General features: G+C 71.3%; 13 protein-coding genes, 3 tRNA genes and 1 pseudogene. 9 read left to right on the forward strand and 8 right to left on the reverse strand.

Annotation, left to right across the window (positions count from 1 at the left end):
* The 5 genes and pseudogenes from ADL12_RS49225 to ADL12_RS15255 form a co-directional block, all read left to right on the forward strand.
* Positions 1-913 (forward strand): annotated as a pseudogene (locus tag ADL12_RS49225) (DNA polymerase III subunit gamma and tau); the annotation flags it as partial.
* 149 nt (positions 914-1,062) lie between these two features.
* Positions 1,063-2,316 (forward strand): phosphoribosylamine--glycine ligase, encoded by a 1,254-nt coding sequence (gene purD / locus ADL12_RS15240; RefSeq protein WP_062702630.1) that lies wholly within the window; start codon positions 1,063-1,065, stop codon positions 2,314-2,316.
* Positions 2,317-2,674: 358 nt separating this feature from the next.
* Entirely contained in the window at positions 2,675-4,528 is a 1,854-nt protein-coding gene (locus ADL12_RS15245) for a hypothetical protein (RefSeq protein ID WP_062702632.1), read from the forward strand.
* A gap of 246 nt (positions 4,529-4,774) precedes the next feature.
* Positions 4,775-6,265 carry a N,N-dimethylformamidase beta subunit family domain-containing protein gene (locus ADL12_RS15250; RefSeq protein WP_062702646.1) on the forward strand — a complete coding sequence of 497 codons (1,491 nt, stop codon included), beginning with the start codon at positions 4,775-4,777 and terminating at the stop codon, positions 6,263-6,265.
* Between the two features lie 85 nt (positions 6,266-6,350).
* Complete coding sequence (locus ADL12_RS15255; protein WP_062702634.1) at positions 6,351-7,250, forward strand: phosphoribosylaminoimidazolesuccinocarboxamide synthase; 900 nt, start codon at positions 6,351-6,353, stop codon at positions 7,248-7,250.
* Positions 7,251-7,615: 365 nt separating this feature from the next.
* Here the strand turns inward: ADL12_RS15255 and ADL12_RS15260 are convergent.
* From ADL12_RS15260 to ADL12_RS15295, 8 genes are all read right to left on the reverse strand, one after another.
* Positions 7,616-7,691 (reverse strand) — tRNA-Gly (locus tag ADL12_RS15260).
* A gap of 23 nt (positions 7,692-7,714) precedes the next feature.
* Positions 7,715-8,341, reverse strand: coding sequence for a response regulator transcription factor (locus ADL12_RS15265; RefSeq protein WP_062702636.1), 627 nt, complete (start codon positions 8,339-8,341; stop codon positions 7,715-7,717).
* Positions 8,338-9,600, reverse strand: coding sequence for a sensor histidine kinase (locus tag ADL12_RS15270; RefSeq protein ID WP_062702638.1), 1,263 nt, complete (start codon positions 9,598-9,600; stop codon positions 8,338-8,340). Before ADL12_RS15270 ends, ADL12_RS15265 begins: the two co-directional genes overlap by 4 nt.
* Positions 9,601-9,619: 19 nt before the next feature.
* The gene (locus tag ADL12_RS15275) at positions 9,620-10,396 is read right to left on the reverse strand and encodes an ABC transporter permease (RefSeq protein WP_062702639.1); all 777 of its coding nucleotides are present in this window, start codon (positions 10,394-10,396) and stop codon (positions 9,620-9,622) included.
* Complete coding sequence (locus tag ADL12_RS15280) at positions 10,393-11,535, reverse strand: ABC transporter ATP-binding protein (RefSeq protein WP_062702640.1); 1,143 nt, start codon at positions 11,533-11,535, stop codon at positions 10,393-10,395. The genes ADL12_RS15275 and ADL12_RS15280 overlap by 4 nt, the downstream gene beginning before the upstream one ends.
* A gap of 143 nt (positions 11,536-11,678) precedes the next feature.
* Positions 11,679-11,751, reverse strand: a tRNA-Gly gene (locus tag ADL12_RS15285).
* 80 nt (positions 11,752-11,831) lie between these two features.
* Positions 11,832-11,903: transfer RNA gene (locus tag ADL12_RS15290), tRNA-Gly, on the reverse strand.
* 381 nt (positions 11,904-12,284) lie between these two features.
* Positions 12,285-12,602, reverse strand: coding sequence for a histone-like nucleoid-structuring protein Lsr2 (locus ADL12_RS15295; protein ID WP_062702641.1), 318 nt, complete (start codon positions 12,600-12,602; stop codon positions 12,285-12,287).
* A gap of 311 nt (positions 12,603-12,913) precedes the next feature.
* Here ADL12_RS15295 and purS point away from each other — a divergent pair, with 311 nt between their 5' ends.
* The 4 genes from purS to ADL12_RS15315 all read left to right on the forward strand — a co-directional run bounded on the left by purS (position 12,914) and on the right by ADL12_RS15315 (position 16,723).
* Positions 12,914-13,177: a phosphoribosylformylglycinamidine synthase subunit PurS gene (gene purS / locus ADL12_RS15300; protein WP_015659417.1), complete on the forward strand. Its 264-nt coding sequence runs from the start codon at positions 12,914-12,916 to the stop codon at positions 13,175-13,177.
* Positions 13,174-13,854: a phosphoribosylformylglycinamidine synthase subunit PurQ gene (gene purQ / locus ADL12_RS15305; protein WP_062702642.1), complete on the forward strand. Its 681-nt coding sequence runs from the start codon at positions 13,174-13,176 to the stop codon at positions 13,852-13,854. Before purS ends, purQ begins: the two co-directional genes overlap by 4 nt.
* Positions 13,851-16,109 carry a phosphoribosylformylglycinamidine synthase subunit PurL gene (gene purL / locus ADL12_RS15310; protein WP_062702643.1) on the forward strand — a complete coding sequence of 753 codons (2,259 nt, stop codon included), beginning with the start codon at positions 13,851-13,853 and terminating at the stop codon, positions 16,107-16,109. The genes purQ and purL overlap by 4 nt, the downstream gene beginning before the upstream one ends.
* Before the next feature lie 113 nt (positions 16,110-16,222).
* Positions 16,223-16,723 carry an ArsR/SmtB family transcription factor gene (locus ADL12_RS15315; RefSeq protein ID WP_062702645.1) on the forward strand — a complete coding sequence of 167 codons (501 nt, stop codon included), beginning with the start codon at positions 16,223-16,225 and terminating at the stop codon, positions 16,721-16,723.
* The last annotated feature ends 141 nt before the right edge of the window (positions 16,724-16,864 follow it).

Here is a 16,864-nt window from a genome sequence, read left to right on the forward strand (position 1 = left end):
CGCCCCCTCGCCCCCCGTCCGGCCCCCGAAGAGCTACCAGCGGCCTCAGCCCCCCCGGGCCCCGCCCGCCCCGCCCCCCGCACCCGCTCCCGCCGCACCCCCCGCCGCCGCCCCGGGTGCATGGCCCACCGCCGCGCCCGCAGGTGGCGGCCGGCGCCCCGGCGGCTGGCCCACGGCGACCCCGGCGGGTGGCGGCGCCCAGCCCCAGGCCGCGTCGAGCGGCGCCCCCGCGCCCCAGCCTCCGCCCGCACCGCAGCCCACGGCGCCCACGCCCACGCCCGCTCCCGGTGCAGGCGCGGCACCGGCCTACGCGCCCCCGAGCGGCGGCCTCGACCCCCGCATGCTCTGGCCGAACATCCTCGAGGCGGTCAAGAACCGTCGCCGCTTCACCTGGATCCTGCTCAGCCAGAACGCCCAGGTGGCCGGCTTCGACGGCACCACCCTCCAACTCGGCTTCGTCAACGCAGGCGCGCGCGACAACTTCGTGAGCAGCGGCAGCGAGGACGTTCTGCGGCAGGCGCTGGGCGAGCAGTTCAACGTCCAGTGGAAGATCGAGGCCGTCGTCGACCCGTCGGGCGGAGGCTCGGCGCCCCCGTCGCCGGGCGGTTCCTCCGGCTTCGGTGGCGGCGGCAACAGTGGCTACGGCGGTGGCGGTACGACCGCCCAGCGCCCGGCCCCTCCCCAGCCGACGCCCTCCACACCCACCCCGCCTCCGGCGGCCCCGGCACCGACCGCTGCCCCCGCCTCGGCGCCCCGGCCCTCCTCAGCACCGGAGCCGCGGCCCCCGGTGTCCATCGAGGACGACATCCCGGAGGACGACGATCCGGACCTCAACGAGTCGGCCCTGTCCGGCTACGAGCTGATCGTGCGGGAGCTGGGGGCGACGGTGGTGGAGGAGTTCACGAACGAGTAGGGGACCTTCACGGCCGAGGCGGGGGTCCGGGGGCTGCAAGTCCCCAGGGGACGGCAACCCCGACGGTGCCTGGGTCTTGGAGGAACAGATAGGTCACCAACCCCCGGCCCCTCGGCACCTCGCACAAAAACCCCGTTAGGCTGACCCCCGTGAAGGTCCTCGTCATCGGTAACGGCGCCCGCGAACACGCCCTGTGCCGCTCTCTGTCCCTCGACCCCGACGTCACCGCGCTGCACTGCGCCCCCGGCAACGCCGGCATCGCCGAGGTCGCCGAGCTGCACCAGGTCGACGCCCTGGACGGCGCGGCCGTATCCGCGCTGGCCACGGAGCTCGGTGCCGACCTCGTGGTCGTAGGGCCGGAGGCGCCCCTCGTAGCCGGGGTCGCCGACGCCGTGCGCGAGGCGGGCATCCCCGTCTTCGGGCCCTCCAAGGAGGCGGCGCAGCTCGAGGGCTCCAAGGCGTTCGCGAAGGACGTGATGGCGGCGGCCGCGGTGCCCACGGCACGGTCGTACGTCTGCACCACACCCGTCGAGGTCGCCGACGCCCTCGACGCCTTCGGCGCCCCGTACGTGGTCAAGGACGACGGCCTCGCCGCCGGCAAGGGCGTCGTCGTCACGAGCGACATCGAGGCCGCCAAGACTCACGCCGCCGGGTGCGAGCGCGTCGTCATCGAGGAGTACCTCGACGGCCCCGAGGTGTCCCTCTTCGCCATCACCGACGGCGAGACGGTCGTCCCGCTGCAGCCCGCCCAGGACTTCAAGCGGGCGCTGGACGGCGACGAGGGCCCGAACACCGGCGGCATGGGCGCGTACTCGCCGCTCCCGTGGGCCGACCCGAAGCTGGTCGAGGAGGTCATGGAGACGGTCCTGCAGCCGACCGTCGACGAGATGCGCCGCCGCGGCACCCCCTTCTCCGGGCTGCTCTACGCCGGACTCGCGATCACCTCGCGCGGCGTCCGCGTCATCGAGTTCAACGCCCGCTTCGGCGACCCCGAGACCCAGGTCGTCCTGGCCCGCCTGAAGACCCCGCTGGCCGGCGTCCTGCTGGCCGCCGCCAAGGGTGACCTGGCCGACCTGGCGCCCCTGCGCTGGAGCGAGGACGCCGCGGTCACCGTGGTCGTCGCCTCGCACAACTACCCCGCCACCCCGCGCACCGGCGATCCGATCACCGGCCTCGACGAGGTCGCCGCCGAGGACGCCCCGCACGCCTACGTCCTGCACGCCGGCACCAAGCGCGACGGCGACGCGATCGTCAGCGCCGGCGGCCGCGTCCTGTCCATCACGGCGACCGGCAAGGACCTCACCGAGGCCCGCGACCGCGCGTACAAGGCCGTGGCCCGCATCGAGCTCGACGGCTCCCAGCACCGTACGGACATCGCGGCGAAGGTGGCGGCGGGCGCGTAGAAGGCCCGCGGGCCTACCGCGCAGGCGCAATCTGCCACCGCACAGGACAACCCAAGACAACCCGAGACAACCTCGCAGGCCCCGAATCCGTCTCAGGATTCGGGGCCTGGTTCTTGCCCGGGATCAGGGGCCTGATCCTCGCTGTCCGTCATCCACCTTTCCCCAAAGCCATTCCATCGAGTGACCGCTGCCCCATCCGGCTGACGTGGGCCGAAGCCCCAACTAGGGTGCGGCGCAAGCGTTCCGGCACTTGGCCCACCGGCATTGCGATGTCAGTGGTGGGTGCCACAGTGGGGGAGTGAGCAAAGCCAGGACAGTTCGGACAGCCAGGGCAGTGGGGAGGGGGTGAGGTCCGGCCGTGACAGGTATGGGTGTGGAGGTCGGTGCGCAGTCTGCGCGCGCCCGGGCACTCGCCGTGCTGCGCATCCGCAGCCGAGCGCTCGCTGTCGCCCTGCTGCCCGCGGCGGTCGCCGTGGTGCTGCTCGTCGGCGCCTCCACCGACCACCTCGTCGGCCCGGGCTGGCACGCCGCCCGCTGGGTCGTGACCCCCGTCGCCGTCCTCGTCCTGCTGGCCGCCGCCGGCATCGCCCTGGTCGTCGCCCGCGCCCGCCCCGCCGTCAGCCCCACGGTCCCGATAGCCGAGGAGCAGGCCCCGGACCTGTACCGGATGGTGCGCGACCTCGCCGACCGCCTCGACGTCCCCGCCCCGTCCGCGATAGCGCTCACCCCGGACTGCGACAGCTGGCTGGAGGACCGCACCCACCCGTCCCACGGCCCGCCCTCGGCCGAGGACCGCGACGAGTACGAGCTCAACGGCCTGCGTGGCGGAAGCACGCGCCGCGCCCACCGCCGTGCGCCGGCCGCCCCCGTCCTCGTCATCGGCTCCCCGTTCCTGTGGTGGATGCGCGTCGGCGAGTTGCGTGCGGTCCTCGCCCCGGTCGTCGCCGGTACGGGACCTTCCGCGCACCCGGACATAGCCCAGGCCCGGCGCTTCGTCCGGGGCCTGGACGCCGCCGTGGCCGTCTCCTCGACGCGCGGCCGTTGCCCGGGGTCGCGGGCGGTGTGTGCGGGCGTCGGCTGGGTCGCGCGGCTGCTGCTGCGCAGCTGCCGGGAGCACGCCACCGAGATGGAGCGGGGCGTGGCCGGCGCGGCCGCCGAGCGTGCACAGGCTGTGGATTACGGGCTGCGGATCGTCGCCCAGGAACAGGTCGGGCTGGCGTACGCCGGCTGGGACCGGCTGCTCACCCGTGTGGCGCTGCCCGCCTGGCGGATGGGTCGCTGGCCGTCCCGGCTGGACGCGGGCGTCGTCGCCGCCCTCACCGAGCTGTCCCGCCGGGACCGCCTGGCCGAGGGCTTCGCCTCCCGGCTGGGCGAGCGCCCCGCCTGCGACCTGCTCGAAGAGCCCGGCGCGGTCGACGAGGCCGCCTCACTCCTCGCCGCCCGCCTCTTCCACGGCTCCCGGGGCGCCCCCGCCGAGTCCGGCCCGGACTGGTCCCCGGTGGACTGGCAGGAGTACCCGGAGGAGGTCGTCGACCGCAAATGGCGCACCGACGCGGCCCGCCTGCACCGCGTCCTCGACGCTCTCGGCGTCCGCCGCACCACCGACGGCACACCCCCGGAGGCGAGTGGCCCGACCCTGGCCCGCGTCATGGAGCACCTCGCGACCCCACCGGACGACTCCACGACCGCCCGGCCGGCCGACGCCCATGCCGCCCCCGCCGCCCCGCCTCCGCCCCCGAAGCCGCCCAAGGCCCCCAAGGCCCCCAAGGCCCCCTACGCAGCCATGTCCGAGGACGGCTCCCCCGACGACCAGGAAACCGAGCGAAGCTCCGCTCTCGCCGCCGGCCTGACCGCCGAGCTGGCCCGCGAAGAGGCCGCAGCTCCCGCGGAGCAGACGACGTCCCCTGACCCCGGCACCACCCTCCTGGACATCGGCGCGCTCCCCCTCTTCCCGCTGCAGCCACCCCGCACCGCCCGCGAGCTGCTCACCGACCACGTCACGGCGATGGTGTGCTGCGCCGCGATGGACACCGCGGGTGCGGCCCCCGGCCTGGACTGGCTCGACGGCCCCACCCTCCTCATCGACGGCGAGAGAGCGGCCGACCTGACCCCCAGAGTCCTCAGCCTCATCGAGGACGGCGATCCGGTGCCGCTGCGCGCCTGGCTGGTGGAGTCGGGGATACGCCCGGAGAAGCCGGTACGTCTGGTCTGACGGCTGTTTCCCGCCGTATGCGGTCGGAACCCCCGGTTCCACTTTCGGCCAATTCGCAACGAATAGTGACAACATGCGTGCGGAATGTGATGTGCTGGGATCGATAGCGCACATGGCAAGGGCTTGCGACATACGACAGCCGTACAAAAGCCCGCGTCGCACGACAGAAACCGCAAGCGCACCCAGCACTTGCACCACACAGAGCGCTCGATGCACCACCACGGGGGACGAGGGAGGGGTATGGCCATGGGGTCGGAGCAGATCCGCCGCTGGGAGTCGGGGGCACTCGCGCACGCGGTGACGGACCCCTTCGGCCAGGGCCCCGTCCCCTGGCTGCGCGGCAACGTGACGTACTTCGACGACACCGGCCAGGTCGTCCCCTGGTACGTCGACGGCCAGGCCCACCCCCCGACATCGGGCACCCCGAGGGTCCCGGCGCCCCGCAGCGCCGGCCCCCGCTCCGCCGACGACGTCCACCGGCAGATCAAGGGCTTCACCTCGACCGGCGCGGTCGCCCCCGGCGAGGCCGTCGACTTCCACATCACCGTCGACCCGCCCCAGGAATTCGCCGTCGACATCTACCGCATCGGCCACTACAGCGGCGACGGCGCCGCCAAGATCACCACCAGCCCCCGCCTCTCCGGCATCGTGCAGCCCCCGCCGCTCACCGCCGACCGCACGGTCTCCTGCCACCACTGGTGGCTGTCCTGGCGCCTGCAGGTCCCCTCGTACTGGAGCATCGGCGCCTACGTGGCCGTCCTGACCACCGCCGACGGCTACCGCTCCCACATCCCCTTCACCGTGCGCGACAAGCACCCTGCGGACCTGCTCCTGCTCCTCCCCGACGTCACCTGGCAGGCCTACAACCTCTACCCCGAGGACGGCCGCATCGGCGCCAGCCTCTACCACGCCTGGGACGAGGACGGCCGCCTGCTCGGCGAGGCCGACGCCGCCACGACCGTCTCCTTCGACCGCCCGTACGCGGGCGCGGGCCTGCCCCTGCATGTCGGCCACGCCTACGACTTCATCCGCTGGGCCGAGCGCTACGGCTACGACCTCGCCTACGCCGACGCCCGCGACCTGCACGCGGGCCATGTCGACCCCACCCGCTACCGCGGCCTGGTCTTCCCCGGCCACGACGAGTACTGGTCGAGCAACATGCGCCGCACCGTGGAACTCGCCCGCGAGAACGGCACGTCCCTCGTCTTCCTCTCCGCCAACTCCATGTACTGGCAGGTCGAGTTGGGCCCCTCCCCGTCCGGCGTCCCCGACCGCCTGATGACCTGCCGCAAACGCCAGGGGCCGGGCCGCCCGGTGCTCTGGCGGGAAATCGACCGCCCCGAGCAGGAGGTGATCGGCATCCAGTACGCGGGCCAGGTCCCCGAGCCGCACCCCCTGATCGTCCGCAACGCCGACCACTGGCTCTGGGAGGCGACCGGCGCCCACGAGGGCGACGAGGTCGAGGGCCTGGTCGCCGGCGAGGCCGACCGCTACTTCCCGCGCACCCCGCTGCCCGAGCACGAGGAGCGCATCCTGCTCGCCCACTCCCCGTACACCGACCGCGACGGCGCCCTCCGCCACCAGGAGACGTCCCTCTACCGCGCCCCCTCCGGCGCCCTGATCTTCGCGTCCGGAACCTTCGCCTGGTCCCCGGCACTGGACCGCCCGGGCCACGTGGACGCCCGTGTCCAGCGTGCCACCGCAAACCTCCTGGACCGCATCTGCAAGCGTGACTGAACCCTGCTGAAGCCACCCCGTCCATGACCGATCCCCGGCATACGGGAGAATCGATTCCACTTGGACAGAACCACGGGGAGGAACCGTGTCCGGATTCGTAGAAAAGCCCGAGCCGATCCAGGTTCCGGGCTTGGTACACCTGCACACCGGCAAGGTGCGCGAGCTGTACCAGAACGAGGCGGGCGACCTCGTGATGGTCGCCAGCGACCGCATGTCGGCGTACGACTGGGTGCTCCCCACCGAGATCCCCGACAAGGGCCGTATCCTCACCCAGCTCTCCCTCTGGTGGTTCGACCAGCTCGCCGACCTGGTCCCCAACCACGTCCTGGGCACCGACGTGCCCGCAGGCGCCCCCGCCGACTGGGCGGGCCGCACCCTCGTCTGCAAGTCGCTCCAGATGGTCCCGGTGGAGGCCGTGGCCCGCGGCTACCTCACCGGATCCGGCCTGGTCGAGTACAACGACTCCCGCACCGTCTGCGGCCTCGCCCTCCCCGAAGGCCTCGTCGACGGCTCGGAGCTCCCCGCCCCGATCTTCACCCCGGCCACCAAGGCCGCGGTCGGCGAGCACGACGAGAACGTCTCCTACGAGGAGGTCGCCCGCCAGGTCGGCGCCGACACCGCCGCCCAGCTGCGCCAGGCGACCCTCGCCGTCTACTCCCGCGGCCGGGACATCGCCCGTGACCGCGGCATCATCCTCGCGGACACCAAGTTCGAGTTCGGCTTCGAGGGAGAGACCCTGGTCATCGCCGACGAGGTCCTCACCCCGGACTCCTCGCGCTTCTGGCCGGCCGACCAGTGGGAGCCGGGCCGCGCGCAGCCGTCGTACGACAAGCAGTTCGTCCGTGACTGGCTGACCTCGCCGGCCTCCGGCTGGGACAGGAAGAGCGAGCAGCCCCCGCCGCCGCTGCCCCAGGAGGTCGTGGACGCGACGCGGGCGAAGTACGTGGAGGCGTACGAGCGCCTGACGGGCACGAGCTGGTCCTAGGGCCTGTCTGACAATTCCCGCCTGCCCCGCGGCGTCTGGCACGCACTCCCCAGAGGGGGGGACCCCAGCCGCGTTGCCGAACCGCCCACGTGGCTCCTCCCCCCCCCGCTCGAACCGGCTTCGCTCGGCTCGCGCGGGGGCACCCCCATCGAGGGCGGCTCCGGCGCCTTGCGATCGCACGCTCCCCCACGCTCGAACAACCTCGCGCGTCGCGCGGGGGGACCCCCATGACGCCGCAGGGCCCGCCCTCCGGGCGGACGACGGGAATTGTCAGACAGGCCCCAGCGCGGAAACCGCGAAGCCCCCGGCGAAAGCCGGGGGCAAGGCAACGCAAAAGCCCCCGGCCGAAACCGGGGGCTTTCATCTGGAGCGGACGACGAGGCTCGAACTCGCGACCTCAACCTTGGCAAGGTTGCGCTCTACCAACTGAGCTACGTCCGCATTGCGCCGTGGCGTGAGAGCAACTATACCCAACCTCGCTCCCGCGCGAGACGCACTGCCGTGTGCCGGTTCTCCGCCCCGAGCTTCGAGACGGCCGACGACAGATAGTTCCGCACGGTCCCCTGCGACAGCGCGGCCCGCTCCGCGATCTCCGCGACGGGCGCCCCGTCGGCGGCGAGTTCCAGCACCTCGGCCTCGCGCGCGGTCAGCGGCGAGTCTCCGGCGGCGATCGCGTCGGCGGCCAACTCCGGGTCGACGTAACGGTTTCCGGCATGCACGGTACGGATGATCTCCGCGAGCCGCTGAGCGCTCACGGTCTTCGGGACGAACCCCCGCACACCCGCCTCAAGGGCCCGCTTCAGATGTCCGGGCCGCCCGTGACTGGTCACGATCAGCACCTTGCATCCGGGCAGTCCGGCGCGCAGAGATGTGGCGACCTTCACACCGTCCGCCCCGGGCATCTGAAGATCCAGTACGGCGACATCGGGTTCGTGCGCCCGTGCCATCGCCAGCGCCTCCGGCCCGCTCGCCGCCTCGGCGACGATCACGAGGTCGTCCTCAAGGGAGAGCAGCGTGGCGAGCGCCCCCCGGATCAGATGCTCGTCGTCGGCGAGCAGCAGCCGTACGGGCCGGTTCGTACGGCCGGTCATACGGCGACCTCCCGCACGTCCGCCTCCGTCAGCGGCACCTCAGCCACCAGCCGGAACGTCGCCTCCCCGACGCGGCAGGCCTCCAAGGTGCCGTCCACCGCGGCCAGCCGCTCCCGCAGCCCGGCCAGGCCGGAGCCCCCGCCCCCGTCGGAGGCGCTACCCCCGTCGGAGCCTCCACCCCCGTCGGAGGCTCCGGCAGCCCCGTCGTTCTCCACCGTCAACACCACACGCCCCTCTGTCACCCGCACTCCCACCGCGCACCGCCCGGCATCCCCGTGCCGCAGCACATTGGTGGTCGCCTCCCGCACCACCCACGCCAGCGCCGACTGCACCTCGGCGGGCAGCCCGGCCGCCTCCCCGGTCACCTCGCACTCGATGCCGGCCGCCGTCAACACACCCTGCGCACCGGCGAGTTCGACCCCCAGGTCGGCCTCCCGGTATCCCCGTACGACATCGCGCACCTCGCGCTGCGACTCCTGCGCGATCCGCTGCACCTCGATCATCTGCTCCACGGCCTCGGGCCGCCCCCGCCGCGCCAACTGCACGGCAAGCTCGCTCTTCAACGCGATGACCGCCAGATTCCGCCCCATCACGTCGTGCAGATCCCGCCCGAACCGCAGCCGCTCCTCGGCGACGGCCAGCCGGGCGCGGGTCTCACGGGCCTCGTCGAGCTCGTAGACGGCCTTGAGCAGCCAGACGGAGAAGACGGCCGTGAAGGCGAGGAACCCGCTGCCGAGCAGCACCGACAGCGCACTGACCAGCGCGACGGGAGCGGGCTGGCCCAGCGGAAACGCGACGAGCCCCGCACCCGCCGCGAAGCCCGCGACGACGGCGTACACGCGCCGCCGGTTGCGCACGCCGAGCGAGATGGAGCCCGCCCCGAAGATCAGCACGACGCCGAAAACCCCACCAGCCGCGGCGTCGACGCCGTCACCGTCCGGACCGTGCTCGGCGACGGCGAGAGCCGTGACGGCGACCGCCGCGGTGACGGCGCCGAGTGTCCACAACAGCCGTAGGGGCTGCTTACGCCGACCGCACACCCAGTCCAGCGCCCGAGACACGGTCAGGGCACAGACCGCCGCGTGCACGCAGACGAGGAGCATCAGCCAGCCGCCCAGCCCGGGCCCGACCTCACCGGCGGCCGACAGCCCGACCGTCATGACCTCGACCACCGCGAAGAAGTGGAACGACCACCGCGTGTACGTCTCGACCTTCTCCGGCGTGCTCTTCCCCCGCCACCACTTGCCCGGCCCGCGCATCCGCCGCTCTCCCCCTACGTCAACGCCGCGGTTCCCAGCGGAACCACCGCTGCACAGCAAACACGCCCAGCGCGGTCCAGGCCAGGGCGGTCATCACGGGCCCCAGCGCCTCGTACGCCGACAGCTCCCCGGTCCAGCCGCCGCGCACGAGAGTGATCACCGGGGTCAGCGGCAGCAGTTCGCACACCGAGGCCACCCGGTCGGGCAGGACCTCCAGCGGGACGGCCATGCCGGAGCCGAGCATCGAGACGAACATCACGGGAAGCGTGGTGACCTGGGAGCTCTCGGTGGTGCGGGTGAACGCCGAGGTGACCGCCGCGAGACAGGCGCACAGGACGAGGCCCAACAGCAGGGCCAGTACGGCGAGATGTGCGGCGCGAGGCGCGGGGAGGTCGAGCAGGACCGTGCAGCCGACGGCGAGGAGCAGGGACTGCACGAGGCCCGTGGCGAGGGACGGCAGAGCGGACCCGGCGAGGATCTCGGTGTCCCGCAGCTCACCGGTGCGCAGCCGCTTGAGGACGAGTTCCTCGCGCCGGGCGGTGAAGACGCCGACGAGCGCCCCGTACACCGCGAAGAGCAGCGAGAACCCGATCGCGGCGGGCAGGACGACGGTGCCGACGGTGAGGCCGGACTTCTCGAGGTCCATGTCCTTGGTCGCGGACCACACGCTGAACGGCAGAACCAGCGGCACGAACAGGGCGGCGACGAGTGTTCCCCTGCTGCGTCCGAGCAGCGTCAGCTCGGCGCGGGCCAGTGCCGTCATCCGTCCCGCCGGGGTGGTGACCGTGCCGCTCATGCCGCGTACTCCTTCGCCGTCTTCTCCGCCGCGCCGGAGGCTTCCCGCGCGATCCCCAGGAACGCCTCCTCCAGCGAGGCCGACCGCACGTCCAGCCGCCGCAGCTCCACCCCGGCCCCCTCGGCCCACACCAGCAGCCCGGTCGCCGCCCGCTGCAGCTGACGCGTCCGCAGCCGTACGACGCGCCCGTCGACCTCGTGCCCGCTCACCCCCATGTCGGCGAGCGGCGGCAGGTCCCCCAGGAAGTAGCCCTCGGGCAGCTCGAAGGAGATCCGCGCCGGCTGGGCCGCGGTCACCTCGGCCGGTGTCCCCGCGGCCGCGATGCGCCCCTCGTGCAGGATCGCCAGCCGGTCGGCGAGGCCCTCGGCCTCCTCCAGGTAGTGTGTGGTCAGCAGCACGGTCGTACCGGTGTCGCGCAGCCCCCGCACCAACTCCCAGGTGTCCCGGCGCCCTTCGGCGTCCAGCCCGGTCGTCGGCTCGTCCAGAAACAGCACCTCGGGATCCCCGAGCAGCGCGAGCGCCAGGTCCAGCCGCCGCCGCTCACCCCCGGACAACTGCTTCACGCGTACGCCGGCCTTCCCGGCCAGCCCGACGAGCTCCAGCACCTCAGAGCCTGTCCGCAAACCCCCGCCTGCGCTGCGACGCCCGGCACGCACGCTCGCCGCGTTGCCGAAACGCCCACGTGGCTCCGCCACGAGGGCGCTCCGGCGCCTTGCGATCACACGCACCGGACGCCGCAGCGCCCGCCCTGCGGGCGGACGACGGGGGTTTGCGGACAGGCTCTGACCCTCGGGCCGCGCCCCGCTCACACACCCCGCCCACATCCGCGCGGTCTCGGCGACGGTCAGCTCGGACGGAAACCCGCCCTCCTGCAACATCACCCCGGTCCGCGGCCGTACGACGTCCCGCTCGGCGCAGGGATCGTGCCCGAGCACCCGCACCCGCCCCCCGGCCGGCCGAGCGAGCCCCTCCAGCAGCTCGACGGTGGACGTCTTGCCCGCGCCGTTGGTGCCGAGCAGCGCGAAGACCTCGCCGCGTTCCACGGAGAACGAGATCCCGCGCACCGCCTCGAACCCGCCCCCGTACACACGCCGCAGGTCAGTGACCTCAATCACGTGTTCGTGTTCGTTGATGTTCATGACACCAGCGTCCCGGCAACGGGAGCCCGGCAGCAGTGCGCGCTGTCACCACTCCGCATGACAAATGTCAGGCGGGGACCCCGCGCGGATACAGGGCGGATACAGAAAAGACCCCGGTCCATTGGACCGGGGTCTCATTCCCGAGCGGACGACGAGGCTCGAACTCGCGACCTCAACCTTGGCAAGGTTGCGCTCTACCAACTGAGCTACGTCCGCATTGCCCCCGACCAGCTCTCACTGATCGGTGCGAGCACCAGCCTACCTGATCCACATCAGTGGTCGGACCGGCGGTGCAGAGCGGGTGACAGGAATTGCACACTGCGCCTTCCCCCTGGAAGGGGGTTGTTCTACTACTAAACTACACCCGCGTGTTTCCGCAGGCTGTGTGCCCTGCGGCGTGCTCCAGACTCTAGCCCATCGACGGGGCTCTCGTCCAAGTCGCATGAGGCGGGGTGCGGATCGCGAGGATCCGCACCCCTGGGGATGTTCTACTAGCCAAGTGCCCGAGCAGAGCCCGGGCTTGCGTCTCCACGAACGGAGGCGCGTCCGGTCTTCCGAGGAAGACTGAGGCAGTTGGCCATGCCCCGCAGCCGAGCATCACAGCCCGGCCGGTCTGGCGCGGTCACTGCCCGTCCTAACCGGGTCCACCAGCTCAGGGCTGGGCTTGTGCCTTCGAGGCTCGCGCGCCGACATGTCCAGCGTGGCATGAAAGGCCGCCCCGCGTCCTGGGTTTCACTGGTTTGCCCGGCTCACTGCGCCGAGGCGAACGCCTCGTAGACCTTCTTGGGGATGCGGCCGCGGGCCGGCACCTCCATCTTGTTGGCCTGTGCCCAGGCCCGCACGGCCGCCGGGTCCGGGGCGACCTCGGTCTGCCGGTACGCCTTGCCCGACTTCGACCGCTTGCGGCCGGCCTCCACGTACGGCGCGAGCGCCTTACGCAGTTTCTTGGCATTGGCTTCATTCAGGTCGATCTCGTACGACTTGCCGTCGAGTCCGAAGGCGATCGTTTCCGCCGCTTCTGAGCCGTCGATGTCGTCAAAGAGAGTGACCACGACCTTCTGCGCCACGAATATCGGTCCCTTCGTCCGGCATGTCATACAGCTCAGCTGGGATGACATGCCGAGTCTCGGCTATTTGCCAATTCATTTGTACAGTGCCCGGCAATGCAATGTGAAGCCCGACTAAATCTGCCCGCGTGTCCGGAGCGCAATAGCCATCCGGGGCGGATCGGGGATCTTTCCCGTAACTTTTCGTGAACGTACCCCTTCGATACCGGATCGTGACGGCGGTCACGTAGCTTCCTACAACTCTACTCGCGTAGAAATTTTGTGCGGGTAGTCTGAAGGAACCTGCTCAGCACCACACACCGGGAGTGCCAGTGGCACGCGTCGTAGTCGACGTCATGCTCAAGCCGGAGATCCTCGACCCCCAGGGCCAGGCGGTGCAGCGCGCACTGCCGCGGCTGGGTTTCGAAGGCATCTCCGACGTACGTCAGGGAAAGCGTTTCGAACTGGAAGTTGACGGGCCGGTCGACGAGGCCGCCCTCGCCCGCATCCACGATCTTGCGGAATCCTTCCTCGCCAACACCGTGATCGAGGACTTCACCGTCAAGGTGGAGGAAGTCGCGGAGGCCGCGAAGTGACCGCTCGTATTGGCGTCGTCACTTTCCCGGGGAGTCTTGACGACCGGGACACTCAGCGCGCGATCCGCCTCGCGGGTGCCGAACCGGTCGCTCTCTGGCACAAGGACAAGGACCTCAAGCAGGTCGACGCCGTGGTGCTGCCCGGCGGTTTCTCCTACGGCGACTATCTGCGCGCCGGGGCGATCTCCCGCTTCTCGCCCGTGATGGAGACGGTCATCGAGCAGGCGAAGGCCGGCCTTCCGGTCCTCGGTATCTGCAACGGCTTCCAGGTCCTCACCGAGGCGCACCTGCTCCCCGGCGGGATGCTCGGCAACGACCACCTGCACTTCATCTGCCGCGACCAGAAGCTGCGGGTGGAGAACGCGGACACGGCTTGGACCAGCGACTACGAGGCGGGCCAGGAGATCTTCATCCCGCTGAAGAACATGGACGGCCGTTACGTCGCCGACCAGTACACGCTGGACAAGCTGGAGGCCGAGGGGCGGGTCGCGTTCCGCTACCTGGACTTCAACCCGAACGGCTCGCTCAACGACATCGCAGGCATCACCAACGAGGCCGGCAACGTCGTAGGCCTGATGCCGCACCCGGAGCACGCCGTGGAGCCGCTCATCGGCTCCGGCCGCACCGACGGCCTCCCCTTCTTCACCTCGATCCTCAAGAAGCTGGTCAACGCATGAGCCGGACGCCTCTGGACACGGTCGAGCACGCGGCCGCGACCCCCGACGTCGAGCTGCCCTGGGCCGAACTCGGCCTGAAGAAGGACGAGTACGAGAGGGTCGTGGAGATCCTCGGCCGTCGGCCCACCGGTGCCGAGCTGGCCATGTACTCGGTCATGTGGTCCGAGCACTGCTCGTACAAGTCCTCGAAGGTGCACCTGCGCCAGTTCGGCGAGAAGGCACCCCAGTCCGATGCGCTGCTCGTGGGCATCGGCGAGAACGCGGGCGTCGTCGACGTCGGCCAGGGGTACGCCGTGACCTTCAAGGTCGAGTCGCACAACCACCCGTCGTACGTCGAGCCCTACCAGGGCGCCGCGACCGGTGTCGGCGGCATCGTCCGCGACATCATCGCGATGGGTGCGCGGCCGGTGGCGGTCGTGGACCCGCTGCGGTTCGGTGCGGCCGACCACCCGGACACCAAGCGGGTGCTCCCCGGTGTCGTCGCCGGTATCGGCGGCTACGGCAACTGCCTCGGTCTGCCGAACATCGGCGGCGAGGTCGTCTTCGACTCCTGCTACCAGGGCAACCCGCTGGTCAACGCCGGTGCCATCGGCGTCATGCGGCACGAGGACATCCACCTCGCCAAGGCGTCCGGCGCGGGCAACAAGGTCATCCTGTACGGGGCTCGTACGGGTGGTGACGGCATCGGCGGCGCGTCGATCCTGGCCTCCGAGACCTTCGACGACGCCAAGCCCTCCAAGCGCCCCGCCGTCCAGGTCGGCGACCCCTTCCAGGAGAAGCTGCTCATCGAGTGCACCCTGGAGGCCTTCCAGGAGAAGCTGGTCGTCGGTATTCAGGACCTCGGTGCGGCCGGTCTGTCGTGTGCCACCTCCGAGCTTGCCTCCAACGGCTCCGGCGGTATGCGCGTGACGCTGGACGACGTACCTCTGCGTGACTCGACGCTCTCTCCCGAGGAAATCCTCATGAGTGAGTCGCAGGAACGCATGTGCGCGGTGGTCGAGCCGGAGAAGGTCGACCGGTTCCTGGAGATCTGCGCGAAGTGGGACGTCATCGCCACCGTCATCGGTGAGGTCACCGACGGCGACCGCCTGGAGATCTACTGGCACGGCGGCAAGATCGTCGACGTCGACCCGCGGACCGTGGCGCACGAGGGCCCGGTCTACGAGCGCCCGTACGCCCGCCCGGAGTGGCAGGACGCCCTTCAGGCGGACGACGCCAACAAGCTTGCGCGGCCCGCGAGTTCGGCTGAGCTGAAGGACCAGGTCCTGAAGCTGGTGGCCTCTCCCAACCAGGCCTCCAAGAAGTGGATCACCTCGCAGTACGACCACTTCGTGCAGGGCAACACCGTCCTCGCCCAGCCCGAGGACTCCGGCATGATCCGCATCGACGAGGAGACGGGCCTCGGCGTGGCCATCGCGACGGACGGCAACGGCCGGTACGCGAAGCTGGACCCGTACCACGGCGCCCAGCTGGCGCTGGCGGAGGCGTACCGCAACGTCGCCACGACCGGCGCCAAGCCGCTCGCCGTCTCCGACTGCCTGAACTTCGGCTCCCCCGAGGACCCGGCGGTCATGTGGCAGTTCGCGGAGGCGGTGCGCGGACTGGCCGACGCCTGCCTGCAGTTGGGCACCCCGGTGACGGGCGGCAACGTCTCCCTCTACAACCAGACCGGCGAGGTCGCCATCCACCCGACGCCGGTCGTCGCGGTCCTCGGCGTCATCGACGACGTGGCCCGGCGCACGCCGGTCGCTTTCCAGGAGGAGGGCCAGCTGCTCTACCTCCTCGGCGACACGCGTGAGGAGTTCAGCGGTTCGGCCTGGTCGCAGGTCGTGCACGACCACCTCGGTGGTCTGCCGCCCCAGGTCGACCTGGAGCGTGAGCGCCTGCTCGCCGAGATCCTGATCTCCGCCTCCCGCGACGGCATGATCGACTCCGCGCACGACCTGTCCGACGGCGGTCTGATCCAGGCGGTCGTGGAGTCGGCGCTGCTCGGCGGCAAGGGCGCGCGTCTGGTCGTACCGGACGGGCTGGACGCCTTCACCCTCCTCTTCTCCGAGTCGGCGGGGCGCGCGGTCGTCGCCGTGCCGCGCTCCGAGGAGGTCCGTTTCAACGACATGTGCGGTGCGCGGGGCCTGCCGGCCACCCGCATCGGTGTCGTCGACGGCGACTCCGTGGAGCTGCAGGGCGAGTTCACGCTCTCCCTGGAGGAGCTGCGCGTGGCGCACGAGGAGACGATCCCGGCGCTGCTCAAGTAGGCAGCCAGCGGCCTTATGGCTCTGAAGCCCCCGCCCGGTCATCGGGCGGGGGCTTTGTCGTAGGCCGGACCTACAGTTGCACGTAATTACGTAGTTCCGTAATATCAAGGTTCGTGGAACTCGAAGAACGCGTCGCCGACCTCGAGCGACGGCTTGCAGCGCTGGAGAACGCGCAGCGCACCGCGCCCCGCCTCGGAGAGGGCGACTTCTGGGCCCTGCAAGGGTTCAAGGAGCAGCTGGCCGAGCTGGCAGCGGCCGACGGAGGCGTGCTGTTCACGGGCGCCGTACGGCTGCCGACCGGGGAGCAGTACGAGTGGCAGCACGGCTCGCTGACCGAGGGCCTGCTCGATACCGACTGGACCGAGACCGCCGAGTCCTTCGCCGCCCTCGGCCACCCGGTCCGGCTGCGGCTGCTGCGCGAGGTCATCGGCGGCCGGCGCACCGCGGCCGAGCTCGCCGAGCTGGACGAGGTCGGCACGACCGGCCAGATCTACCACCACCTGCGCCAACTGACCGGCGCGGGCTGGCTCCACACGACCGGGCGGGGCCGCTACGAGGTGCCGCCGGGACGGGTCGTACCGCTGCTGGTGGCGCTGTCGACGGCCCGGCCGTGACGCGAAGAAGACGAGAGCAAGAAGAAGACCAGAGCAAGGGGGTGAAAGCTGCTGCCGGGAGTTTCGGTATTCGTCAGCGGCTGTCAGTGGGCGTTGGTAGGTTGAGTGTTGGCCGGGTGGCGAAAGCCAAGCCATCCGGCC

The organism is Streptomyces regalis, assembly GCF_001509475.1.
GTDB classification, from domain to species: Bacteria; Actinomycetota; Actinomycetes; order Streptomycetales; family Streptomycetaceae; genus Streptomyces; species Streptomyces regalis.